The organism is Bacillus sp. FSL L8-0193, from assembly GCF_037976065.1.
Lineage (GTDB): Bacteria > Bacillota > Bacilli > Bacillales > Bacillaceae > Bacillus > Bacillus paralicheniformis.
This window is the reverse complement of the sequence record NZ_CP150261.1, coordinates 700739-713492: the sequence shown is the minus strand read 5'-3', so window position 1 is coordinate 713492 and position 12754 is coordinate 700739. Positions and strand designations below refer to the sequence as shown.

General features: G+C 46.1%; 10 protein-coding genes. 1 reads left to right on the top strand and 9 read right to left on the bottom strand.

The genetic code is table 11. From position 1 onward, the window contains the following. Nucleotides 1-4: 4 nt before the first annotated feature. The 9 genes from MHH76_RS03570 to MHH76_RS03530 form a co-directional block, all read right to left on the bottom strand. A complete protein-coding gene (locus tag MHH76_RS03570; protein WP_023855564.1) occupies nt 5-856 on the bottom strand; it encodes a sugar ABC transporter permease in 852 nt (283 codons plus the stop codon). Continuing rightward, a complete protein-coding gene (locus MHH76_RS03565; protein ID WP_043054133.1) occupies nt 857-2164 on the bottom strand; it encodes a sugar ABC transporter permease in 1308 nt (435 codons plus the stop codon). 41 nt (nt 2165-2205) lie between these two features. Next, the gene (locus tag MHH76_RS03560) at nt 2206-3459 is read right to left on the bottom strand and encodes an extracellular solute-binding protein (protein WP_026578955.1); all 1254 of its coding nucleotides are present in this window, start codon (nt 3457-3459) and stop codon (nt 2206-2208) included. A gap of 94 nt (nt 3460-3553) precedes the next feature. Then, nucleotides 3554-5317, bottom strand: a complete 1764-nt coding sequence (locus MHH76_RS03555) for a glycoside hydrolase family 13 protein (RefSeq protein ID WP_043054132.1) — start codon at nt 5315-5317, stop codon at nt 3554-3556. Between the two features lie 115 nt (nt 5318-5432). Further along, on the bottom strand, nt 5433-6383 hold the full coding sequence (locus tag MHH76_RS03550; protein ID WP_020450398.1) for a LacI family DNA-binding transcriptional regulator: 951 nt from the start codon (nt 6381-6383) through the stop codon (nt 5433-5435). 167 nt (nt 6384-6550) lie between these two features. Continuing rightward, a complete protein-coding gene (amyS, locus tag MHH76_RS03545; RefSeq protein ID WP_268441541.1) occupies nt 6551-8089 on the bottom strand; it encodes an alpha-amylase in 1539 nt (512 codons plus the stop codon). A gap of 130 nt (nt 8090-8219) precedes the next feature. Continuing rightward, nucleotides 8220-9512, bottom strand: a complete 1293-nt coding sequence (locus MHH76_RS03540) for a polysaccharide deacetylase family protein (protein ID WP_339224002.1) — start codon at nt 9510-9512, stop codon at nt 8220-8222. A gap of 148 nt (nt 9513-9660) precedes the next feature. Next, the gene (locus MHH76_RS03535; protein WP_020450395.1) at nt 9661-10338 is read right to left on the bottom strand and encodes a DUF3298 and DUF4163 domain-containing protein; all 678 of its coding nucleotides are present in this window, start codon (nt 10336-10338) and stop codon (nt 9661-9663) included. Nucleotides 10339-10630: 292 nt separating this feature from the next. Then, a complete protein-coding gene (locus MHH76_RS03530; protein WP_020450394.1) occupies nt 10631-11578 on the bottom strand; it encodes a YafY family protein in 948 nt (315 codons plus the stop codon). A gap of 94 nt (nt 11579-11672) precedes the next feature. Between MHH76_RS03530 and MHH76_RS03525 the strand changes: the two genes are divergently transcribed. Further along, nucleotides 11673-12098, top strand: coding sequence for a VOC family protein (locus MHH76_RS03525; RefSeq protein ID WP_020450393.1), 426 nt, complete (start codon nt 11673-11675; stop codon nt 12096-12098). Nucleotides 12099-12754 lie beyond the last annotated feature (656 nt).

Here is a 12754-nt window from a genome sequence, read left to right as displayed (position 1 = left end):
CGGTTTATCCCTTCGTTCCGCCGGATGTCAAACCGGACACAAAGTTCTTTTGGAGAAAGAAGAACAAGATGCAAATCGGCAGAGCCGCAAGAATCGCGCCCGCTGCAAACAGCGCGACTTTTTGCTGCTGCGGATTGGAGATGAATGTCTGCAAACCGACGGCGATGGTCAGGCTTTCCGGCGAGCGAAGCAGAAATTTCGCCAGCAGATAGTCGCCGAACGGCCCCATAAACGCCCACAGCGCCTGGACAGCAAGCATCGGTTTCACAAGCGGCAGAACGACCGAAGCAAAGATCCGCAGGTGCCCCGCTCCGTCAATCCGCGCCGCTTCATCGATTTCTCTAGGCACTGTATCAAAGTAGCCCTTCATCAGCCATGTGTTCATCGGAATTCCGCCGCCGATATAGATTGCAGTTAAAAACCAATATTGGTCCAAAGCTCCGATCAGCATGGCCAGGACGTAAAAAGCGGTCAGCGCCGCCATCGTCGGCACCATTTGAATGATCAAAAAGAAAATGAGACTCTTTTTTCGGCCCGCAAACCGGTAGCGGCTGTACGTATAGCCGGCAAGCGTCACAATCGTCACCTGGAACACCATGACAGACAGCGCGATCACAAGCGTATTCCCGTACCAGTTGAGGTAAAGCGTCTCTTCAAACAGCCGCTTAAAGTGGTCCAATGTCCATTGGCCCGAAAAATCGAGTGTAAAAGCCGCTACATTCCCGACCCGAAATGCGGATGATGCCGTGATCAAAAGCGGATAAATAATCACGATGCTTAAAAACGTCAAAAATATATAGGTCAAAACCTTGTTCAGCATCCCGGTGAACCGCGTATTTTTGAAAATCCCTCTCATCTACATGACCTCCTCATTGCCAAAGGCATTCGATTTCTTAAAAGCAATCAGGGAAACCCCGATGACAATGAAAGAAATGAGCAGTGTGACAGCAGCCGCCACGGAATACTGCGGCGACGTTCCCGTCGTCAGCTTATAGATCCAGGATATTAAGATGTCGGTTGACCCAGCCCCGGCCCCCGCACTCCCCGGACCGCCCTCATTAAATAAATAGATGATCGAGAAGTTATTGAAATTAAACGTATACTGGGTAATCATCACCGGTGCGGTCGCAAATAAAATCATCGGCAGCGTAATGTGTTTAAAGCGCTGAATAAATGTCGCGCCGTCAATTTTTGCCGCTTCATAAAGCTCTCCGGGAATCGCCTGAAGCACCCCTGTCACCATGACATAAATGTATGGAAAACCGAGCCACGTCTGAATCATAATCAAAGCCGTCTTTGTCCAGAACGGATCGGTCTTCCATGCGACAGCCGGGATATCGACGAACGGGAGCTGGTTCAAAAGCGGGATCACTTGGACGTTCATCGCGCCCGCCGAGTCATTAAAAATGTTGGCAAAGCTCATAATCGTAATAAATGCCGGAACGGCCCACGGAAGCAGAAAGATGATCCGGAACATCCGCTTGCCTTTAATAAAGTTTTGATTGACGACCAACGCTGTCACGATGCCGAGAACAATTTGCAGCGTTGTCGCACAGATCGTCCAGATGATCGTCCAGCCCAGTACATCGGCGAATGTTTGCCGATATGAGCCAAGGAAAAAGATATTCATGAAATTTTTAAAGCCGACCCAGTCGATGAGACTGTTAGGCGGAATATGATAAAAATCGTAGTTTGTAAACGCGATAAACAGAGTCACCAGCACCGGAAAAATAATTATAAACACCATCATGAGGTATGCCGGCAGCGTAAATAAATACGGAAACCCTTTGTCACCTGCATTTCTGATCATGTCCCCGGCCGTCTCGCTGATTTTCAAACCCGCCGCTTTCATCGCGGCGGTCTTCCGGGCATCATACAGATTAAAGATGTAAAACATCAGAAAAACGAGCGTCAATATCAATTGCAGCGTGCCCTCTATCAACAGAAACAGCGAATGATCTTCTCCCGGGACAGTCCCCAGCGTCGCGAGGCCGATCAGCGCCTGATAACCGAAAACCGCTAACTCACAAATAAACAAGCCTGTGATGACAAGAAAAAGGATCCCCTTTGAAAACTGCCGGTTTGCAATCTGGCCAGCACCGGGAATAATCGATAACAGCGCTGCCTTCCGGCTCCGTTTTGCAAGTGTTTGGTCTTTGTTCATTTTTTTCGCCCTCTATTCTTCCGGACGCTAAAACCGCCGTTTTATTTCACATACTTTTCTTTAATGTTTTCTTTAATTACACGGACGGCATCATCCGCTGATTGCTGTGCCGATTTTTTCCCTGCTGCCGCGTCAAATATCAGGCTTTCTGCACCTGTCCACACCTCGGCCATCTCCGGAATGTTCGGAGTCGGAGTCGCCGTTTCGTATTGTGTGATGACCGCCGACGTCAGCTCGCTTTTTTGCTCCCCTGCTTTTTTTCGTGCGGCGAGGTTGGCCGGAACTTCGTTCGTATCTTCATAAAAACGGTAAGCATTTTCGTCATTTGCGGCATATTGCAGCCACTTTTCAGCAAGCTCTGCCTCTTTCGTATATTTAGAGGCGACCCAGCCTTTTCCGCCTGCAAACGGGGCATATTCTTTTCCGTTTGGCAATGTCGGGATTTTCGCGGCACCGTAGTTCAAACCGGCTTCTTTATAATTGGAAGCCGACCATGGACCTCCGATAACAGCAGCTGCTTTTCCGTCCATAAAGGTCTGCTGGATAAAATCGTCAGCGCTCGTATTGTCCTGCATGCCTTTCGGCCAATATTCACTGAACCATTTCTCGGCGTATTCCACCGCTTCCACGGCCCCCTTGTTGTTCAGACCGATGTCTCCGGAATCCGTGCCGTCAGCTCCGAATACATATCCCCCGTATCCCGCCATTAAACCGTATGACATGTAAAAGTCCGTCCACTTTGCGAGAAAAGCGGTCGATTTTCCTTTTTCCGAAGAAAAAGCGAACCTCTTGTCTTTTGTTAAATCCTCAAGCTCGTTAAAGGTTTTTGGCGGCGCTTTTAACAGGTCTTTATTGTAATAGAGTACGAGAGTTTCAATAACAAGCGGGATTCCGTAGACTTTTCCGTCAACTGTTACTTGCTGCATTTCTTTGTCGCCGAAGCTTTTAGTCTCAGACGGTTTGACTTCCAGCAAATGCCCTTGCTGTCCTAAGCCGCCGATACGGTCGTATGCCGCAAGCATGACATCGGGCGCATTGCCTGCCGGGCCGTCAAGAGGAAGCGCTTCAAGCTGATCGAACATTGGCTTTTCAACAATTTTGACTGTCACATCATTCTCTTTTTCAAAACCTTCCTTTATGCTTTCAACGTAAGGTTTATAGACCTCTTCTACAGACACGGTCAGCACTTTTTTCCCGCCGTTGCCCCCCGTTTCCTTTGAACTTGAACAGGCGGCAAGACCGAACAGCAGAACTGTCGCCAGCATCGCTAAAAATCCTTTTTTTAAATGTTGCATCTTTTTTCCCCCTTCTATCTTAGAATCTGAGACAATTGTAATCCTCGATAGAAAGCGGTTACAATAGTTTAAATTCTGTTACCGGTAACAGAATTTAAACCGCCCCCAAAATGAAAAACCCGCCTGGCTGTATGTCGACCGCATCATCATGATGGAGCGCTTCTTCCGACCACGCATCATATATTCTTTTGTCGCTTGCAATCTTCAAATCCCGCAATCTGACACGGCGCACCTCGCTGCCCTGGTGGAAGAAGTAGATCAGCTCTTTTCCTTCATCCGTTCGGGAAAAACTGACAAAATCGTTTTCGTCGTCAACCAGCCTCCACTCGAGCGCTCCATACGTCAATACATCATTTTCTTGTTTTCGCAAAGCGATCAGCCGTTTCATAAATGTGAGCATCTCTTGATTCTGTTTCTCTTCTTCCCAAACCATGCACTTCCGGCACAATGGGTCATCCCCGCCGTCCAGCCCGATTTCGGTTCCGTAATAAATGCACGGCGAGCCTGTCTGAGCAAACATAAATGCCAAAAGAGAGCGTACTTTTTTCTCATCTCCTCCGCATCTTGTCAAAATCCGCTTCGTGTCATGGCTGTCCAGCAAATTAAACATCACCTCATTGACCTGCTTCATCCCGCTCATGAGATGCGAATTGATGCGGCTCGCCATTTGCGAAGCTGAAATCGATCCGTCTGCAAAATAGTCAATCATCGGTTCTGTGAACGGGTAGTTCATAACCGAATGAAATTCGTCTCCTCTAAGCCACGGATCAGCCTGATGCCAGATTTCGCCCAATATAAAAATGTCGGGCTTTTCTGCAGTAACAGCTTGACGGAACTTCTTCCAAAACGCATGATCGACTTCATTTGCCACATCCAAACGCCAGCCGTCGATATCAAATTCGCGTATCCAGTACAGCGCGATATCAAGTAAATAAGCCTGAACTTCCGGGTTGGCGGTATTGAGCTTCGGCATCTCGGACGTAAACGCAAATGTATCGTAGCCGCCTTCTTTAACAGGGAAAGAATGAACATGAAACCAGTCTTTATAACGGGACTTTTCACCGTTTTTGACGACATCCTGCCACTCTCGCGAAGCGCTGCCGATGTGATTAAAAACAGCGTCAAGCATGATCTTCATTCCCCGCTCGTGAAGCTGGCTGACCAGCGTGCGAAAGAGTTCCTCATCGCCAAAATGCGGATCGATCGAGCAATAGTCCAATGTATCGTATTTATGGTTGGAAGGCGCGGCAAAGATCGGCGTCAAATAAATGCCGCCTACCCCCAAGTCTTCCAGATAGTCCAGTTTGTCTATGATCCCCTGCAAATCCCCTCCGAAAAAATCGTCCACTTCGGGGTCCTTGCTTCCCCACGGCAAAGCGTTTTCCGGAGACAAATCCTCTCGGCCGCTGGCAAAGCGCTCCGGAAAAATTTGATACCAGACGGTTGATTTGACCCAGTCGGGTGCATTAAACGTATCTGCCTCATGAACAAACGGAAATTTAAAACAGTACTTGGCCATATCTGCCGCTTTTCCGGCAAACGGACAGGCACCACTGCTTCCGTAAAAAGTGTCTTGACCATCAGCGCCTGTAAGGATAAACCCGTATTGCAGACGCCTGAATGGAGGCGCCACTTCGGCAAACCAGTAATCATGCGTGCTTGTCGCGGCAATTTTCGCCATCGCAAGCTCGCTCGCTTTCCATGTGCCGCCGGTGTATTCGTAAGGATCTCCCCAAATCAAGCGTACGTGATCGGCATCATTCTTTTTTGTACGGATTTTGATGTGCAATGTCCTTCCATCGTAAGAATAGGCATCAGAGCTGAAAGGCTGATGATGAATCGCTGCATATTCCATCATGTTTCCCCCTTTTTGGTTGTCCGGCTGTGATAAACCGGCTTTTATTCTGAAATTATCATGACGGCATAACAGGAACAATCATTTTCAGCTTGTTACCGGTAACAGAATGAGACCCTTACAAAGTCGATTCCCGGACAATAAGTTCCGGCTCAAAAAATTGATTGCCTTGCGACGCTCCGTCTTCATTGATTTTTTTCAGCAGGATTCTGGCGCAAGCCTCTCCCATTTCTACAACAGGCTGTCTGATCGTTGTCAGGCGAGGCGAAGCGATCCGGTCGAGAAACACCCCGTCATAGCCGGTAACCGCGACATCTTCCGGAATTTTTTTGCCGAGCGATTGCGCCGCGCGGATGACCCCGAGTGCGATGCGGTCGGAAGCGCAAACCACGGCTGCCGGTGCATCAAGGGATGCCAGCACTTCCAGTGCGCGTGCTTCACTTTTTTTCGAACTGTTTTCCATCCGGAAAATCGCCGCTTTTTTCAGACTGCCTTCCATCGCCTGAAGGTAGCCTTTTTCCCTTGACCGTTCAAAGGGTTCATCCAAATCAATTCCAAAAAAGACGACATTGCGGACGCCCAGCCCAATGACGTGGCGTGTTGCCATATAGGTACCTTTTTCATTGTTAACATCAATAAAATCATAGCCCATTTCATTTTGGCCAAATACAACGACAGGCTTTTCAAATACTTTAATCAGCCCTTCAAAATCGGCTTTTCTCAACCCCGTCGCTATAATGCCGTCACACTGGCCGATATTGAGAGATTTCCTTGTGACAAGCTGCAAAGCATAATGGTGACGGTCCAGCTCGCGGCTGATTCCCGTTAACAGGTTCATATAATAAGGTTCAGTCGTATCCATTTCTTCCAGTATGAGCAGCTTGACGACCTGTGTTCTGTTTTGAACGAGCGCTCTTGCTGCATAGTTCGGTATATAATTGAGCTCCTTCATTGCGGAATGAACAAGCTTTTTCAATTCATCCGTCACAGTCTCAGGATGATTGATCACCCGCGATACCGTCATTTTCGATACATTTGCTTTCTTTGCTACATCAGATAACGTTGCCATTTCATCCCCGCCTTACCTATACGATTCAAACTGTCAGCTAGTCCTTTCTGAGGGCTGATGACACCTTGTTAAAATTAATTATAAGATGGAATCAAAGAAATTTTATAAGAAGGAGAAAATAAAAAAACGGATTTCCTTTAGGAAATCCGTCCTATCACTCTTTTCTTCTATCTTTGAACATAGATCGAAACCGATCCGCCGTTTACGTGAAACTCTCCCCAGCCTTCTGCATTGATGACAACAGAATCGGAACGGTTTCCGGTGATGTCATGCCATGTCTCACCGGCGTTTTGCCGGCCGACATACATTCGCTTTGTCCCGCCGGGTCCGTCTGTTATTAACGCCGCCAAACCAGAATTTGCAACCGAGCTGTCGCCTTCCCTCGTCCAGCCGACAATGTTATGATGATCGAAATAATCATGCTGTGCTCCGTACGCATATTGTTTTCTCGCTTTTAAGATCGGTTCGATTTTGTGTTTCAGGGCAGGAATTTCGCGCTGCGAGGCTCCTTTCGTCCCGTACATATCCCCGTAGAAAATCTGCGGGTAGCCTGCTTCTCTTGTCAAAATAAAAGCGTAAGCCAGCGGCTTAAACCATGTTTGGACAGTCGACTCAAGCGATTGCCCCGGCTGTGTATCATGGTTATCAACAAACGTAACCGCTTTCACAGGATGCTTGGAAACGACTGTTCCGTTCAGCAATTTCCTCATATCATAGCCGCCTCCCTGTGTCGATGCAGCATGGAACTGGTAATGAAGCGGCACGTCAAACACTGAATGATTAAAGTTTGTTTTGTTCAAATAGTTTTCCAGCGCACCTAAGTCATTCTGCCAATATTCAGCTACCGTAAACATTTCCTTCCCTGTTTTTTCCCTGACATGATTGACCCAATCCCGCAAAAAAGAAAATTTAATGTGTTTGACGGCATCAAGGCGGAATCCGTCCAATTGCAGCTCATTGGCATACCACGTTCCCCATCTCTTTATTTCTGCCGTGACATCAGGATGATCATAATCGATGTCGGCATACATCAAGTAATCATAGTTGCCGTTTTCATTGGAAACTTCCCAATCCCATGCCTTTCCTTGAAACTTATAGATGCGGTTCAGCTTTCGGGACTCGTCCCAATCGGTTCCGTCAAAATGGTACCAATACCATTTGAAATCGCTGTATGTGCTGCCGCGCCCCGGGAATTGAAAATGTGTCCACGCTTTGATTCGCTGTTCTCCTGATGTTACGCGGTTGCGGTCGGCGGGATCGACTTCAACAGCCGTTACATATTCGGTCGCATCAGCGCCGCCTTTGTGGTTGATGACTACATCGCCGTAAACGTTGATGTCCCGGGAATGAAGACTGTTGATCGCAGATTGCAGTTCTCCCTTTGTGCCGTACTTTGTCCGAACCGTCCCTTTTTGATGAAACTCCCCTAAATCATACAGATCGTAAGCGCCGTAGCCTACATCGTCTTGACTCGTTCCCTTATATGCCGGGGGAATCCAGACGGCAGTAATACCGTGTTCAGCCAAATATGCCGAGTCATTTTGTATGCGTTTCCAATGTTGGCCATCATTTGGCATGTACCACTCAAAATACTGCATCAGCGTCCCATTAAGACTTGCCGCCGCTGCTGCAGAGTGAGGCAGCAAGAAGATGAGCGCAAATAACAGCGGCAGCAATCGGGCATAAAGCCGTTTGTGTTGTTTCATGATTTTCCTCTCCCCTTTCAAAGTGAAACACATGCTATTGTATAAATATTTGGAATTTTTAGCAAATATCGTTTTCCCTATATTTTCTTGCAACAGAAAAGCGCCGATATGGCGCTTTCTTCTCATTTATTCAATATCCTCTCTGCTTCTTCACTTCTTCAAGCTGAGATACAGTTACCAATTGATAGCCCTTTGCTTTCAGCTTTTTAATAATCTCTTCCGCCGCTTCTGCGGACGTTGCATAAATATCGTGCATTAAGACGATTTTTCCGTCTCCCGCATGACTCATGACATGATTGACAATCTTTTGTTTATTTCTGTACTTCCAATCTTCCGGATCAACATCCCACAACGAGACCTTCAGATTGGAAAGCGAGCGGACGGAATCATTGATTCCGCCATATGGAGGGCGCAAGTGTGCCGGCTGGTGTCCGCTGATTTTTTCGATCATTTCTTGCGTGTCGTTAATTTCCTGATACGCTTTTTCATTTGACAGCCTTGTCAATAACGGATGGTCCCAGGAATGGTTGCCGACTTCGTTTCCTTCCTTCAGCATCCGTTTTATCGTTTCGGGATAATATTGGGCTCTGCTTCCAAGCACAAAGAAGGTCGCATGCCCTTCATGCTTTTGTAAAGCATTCAATATTTTATTCGTTGTAGCGGGATTCGGGCCGTCATCAAATGTGAGAGCAATCACTTTTTCATCAGGATTTATTTTCGCCTGTTTCGGAAGGGGGACAGGCTCCTGCTCTCGTTTGGCCTGAAGACGGCTCTTTTTCATATCCTGATTTTGGTCTTTTAAAATATCTTTTACCCATTCCTTTTTTATTTTTACAGACTGCTCAAGACCGGTTTGTTTTTTCTCAAAATAAAATTCGACTTCGTTTTCCAGGAGCGCGAAGCGGCTGAAATGCTCTTCCTGAGGGCTTGTCCCTTCTTTTAATAAAGCCGTGTCGGCAGACGGATTCCGATTTTTCAATTCCTGATAGGCAATGCTTGAAATCCTGTTCAGAAAATCTGAATTTTCTTCGAACAGGTCTTGAAGGGACAGCAGCTTTTTCTGTTTTAAATCGGCGTTAAACGTCTTGACAGACGTTGTACCCGAAACGCCCCCGGCCTCTATGTATTGATTCAGCACCACACTGGCTGCATCTTTTGTGTAATAGACAACCTTATATTTGATGTTCAGTTCAAAAGGCCCGTCTTCATGCTGAGCCTGGGCCTTTGCATTATCCTCTTTAAAACTGGCCAATTCTTGATTCACATAATCTTTTATTTGTTCATCGATTTCTTTTATGCGAAATACCGGATAGTGGATGGCATACCGCTCTTGTTTGCTGTCGCTGACCATGGATTCGACGCCGAGGCCGGATTGTGCGCCGTCTTTTTTTGGTTGAGGGGGCTCTTGACTGTTGCTTGACACCTTATTGTAAGAGTACCCCGCCAAACCGTTAAAAAAATCAACATTTTAACCCATCGAAATGATGGTTTGCCAGACATCGCTGCTCACTCTCCTGTTTCATGACTTGCTTTCTCTGTTTCTATTACAAATATTGTTTCTCATACCGGGACTAATATAAAAGCGTCGACGGAAGCTTTATTTCCTGATTTCCGGCCGCATACGGGGCGATATCATACTGCTGAAATACAATTGAAATTCCGCTGCTTGTATAATAGAAAGCCGTGTGTTCATCCAAGCGGATATCGCTCTTTTTAAGATCAGAATAAAACTGTTCCGGATGTTCGTTGATATAGCTGAAAATATAGTTTTTTGCTTTTTCGATTTTTGCCTGATTGTTTAATACGTCAGTCAGCACGACTTGTTTGCGCTTGTCAAAGTCAAAGTTGTAGGATGTAGCGGTGTACATGCCGTGCGCGCCGCCGGAGAACTGATAGTCATAGATTAAAAAACTCAGTTTGCCTTCCTCGTTGTATTTGACTTTGTAGGACGTTTCATAGACGTTCTCCTCGTCCTTATCCTTCTTTTCGGCATCTTTAACGATTTTTTGAAATTCTTTATAAGAGTTTTTTAAATGAAGTTTTACCGCTTCGTTGGCCAGCTGGGCATCTTCTTCCTTCAAATCGCTGAATACCGGAAAAGAAAGCGAACTGATGTCTTTGTAATATTCCGTGTGAATCGCGGCTTTTCTATTTTGTGAAGCGTTTATTTGAGATGTTCCTTTATTGATGATGAATAGCAGCGATGCTGTGAGTACAAGGAATCCTAAAATAGCCATCGCTTTTTTCATAAGCATGCTCCTTTGTCAATCTTCTTTTAAACTCGTAACATATCATTTTCTTTTGTAACACAAATGTAATATTTATTTCATATTTGTAATGATACCCACTTTTAAATCCCCCGTCAACTTTTTTGGGTAAAAATTTCTTCTGACGGCAAAAATAAGACACTCTCAATTCCTGAGAGTGTCGTTAACGGAATGATGAATGAGACGTGCGTCTTCACGCTTTTTTTGAGGGGCTGTAAATGCAGGAAAAACGCAGGCTGGGGTCTTCGTGATCAGTCTGACCGGAGTCTTCATTTTAGCCGTATTGTTTCAGCATGTCGGATAATGTCCGCTTCATCCTTTCGATTAATTCGGAAGGCTTCTGAATAATTGCTTCCCGGCCGAATGAAATGAAATAATCCGCAAAAAAATCAATATCCTTCGGCGCGATTTCTCCTTTCAGCACGCCGGACCCGTCTTCTTTTACATCCAGCTCAAGGTGTGGCCATTTGAGTGAACCGTGCCGTTCTACTCCTTTTTTTGTCAGCTCCGCTGATAATTCCAATGTCTCCCTTGGCCGGGACACAGCTGAAAAACGGTTCTTTAAATTAAGACCGGTCAAATCAAGCGGGGCCGTATGTTCATCAAGTTCGGCCCGCTTAATCCGGTCGCACCTGAAGATGCGGTAGTCTTGTCTTAAAAAACAGTAAGCCGGGCAATACCACTTCCCTTGATTGGCATAGATTCCGATCGGCTGAATGTTTCTCTTGCTTGCTGCGCCATTTGCTTCATATTCGATGATCAACACCTTTTGCTGAACTGCCGCTTCAAGCAGCACCTTTAAGACCGGAATGTCGTCTTTTTGCTCATAAGGCGTATAAAAAGCAACGCGATCCTTCATACTGTCAATCGCATTCCGGATGTCTCCTGTAAGGTTCAAATAAAATTTCTTTTTGATGGAGTCGTACTGAGCGTCAAACGGCAGGGATATATAATGCTTCAGCGCATCGATCGCAAAGAAGATGGCGATCGCTTCGTTCTCGCTGAAGGCGATGGGAGGAAGAATCCTTTCATTTAACACTTGATACCCTCCGTGGGGGCCGGTTTCAGAATAGAGGGGCACCCCCATTTCGCTGAGCTCTTGCAAATCCCTTAAAACCGTTCTCTTGGAAACGCCGAATTCCTGCGCCAGCTCCCCGACCGTAAATCGTTTTTTCCGGTTTACCATCATGATCATTTCATTCAATCGTTTCGCTTTAGACATGAAAACCTCCAATCATTTTTTAACCATGACATAAGTTGTCACTATTATAATATACAATCTTCTTAGATCAACAAAAAAAGGAGATGTTCGCTCTATGAAAACGCAATTTACACCTTACATCCTGATGAATGGAAGAGCAAAGGAAGCGATTGATTATTATCGTGATGTACTCGAGGCTGAAGTAAAGTTCAGTCAGACGATTGGCGAAGGCCCCGCAGATGAGGCGGCGAATTTTAAGGATGACGAATTGGCTTTCATCGCACACGCCGTTTTGACAATCGGCGACGCCGTCATGATGATCGCCGACATCATTCCTGAACTGCCTTTCCAAAGTGGAAACCAATTGTCCATTTGCGTAACGGCAGCTGACGTTTCTTCGGCCAAGCGGCTGTTTGGCAAGCTGAGCGAGCGGGGCGAGGTCAAGCTTGAGCTGAAGGAGACTTATTTCAGTCCCGCTTACGGCATTGTCACCGATCCGTTCGGCGTTACCTTTCAAATTTTTGCCGCGCGTCCCGCATAAATGAACAAATGAGACAGATCAAAAAAGGCCGGGTTTCATGAACCGGCCTTTTTTGCACGGAAAAATTTGCAGGGTTTTTTGGCTAAAAAGCGGTATTTGACCACAAAAATTTAAAAAACTGCGTTTTTTCAAATTCACTTGACAAAGGGCATTTATGGAAACGCCTCTTCTTTTTGGTATAATAAGGGGTAGCAACAGTTCGGTTCTATATAAGGGCGGTCGGCTCACCCTCCATCTCTTGGAGAGAAAGGGGGTGAGCATGTGACAGTATCAGAGGCGTTGCAACTCATGGTCTCTTTCGGCATTCTTGTCGTGGCAATTCTGTCATCGAACGACAAAAAAAAGTAAGATCGCCCTTGATTCCCACACCAAGACGATCTTACTTTTTAATTGGGATCTAAAAATAGAGCCGACTCCTTTTTACGGAGCCTCTCTGTTGCTTCCGGGAGATGTTGCCGCATCTTCCGGTTTTTTTCAGTTTACGCATTCATCTAAAGATTATTCTGTTTCACACCTTGAATATATCACGATTTCCTTTATTTATCAATATGGATGCGTTTATATAAAAATGGAGTCACGGTCAAATGCGATATGAGAAGATAAATTCCTGATGACAGGATCATCTGGTCAATCGTAACTTCAAAATCGGGAAAAGG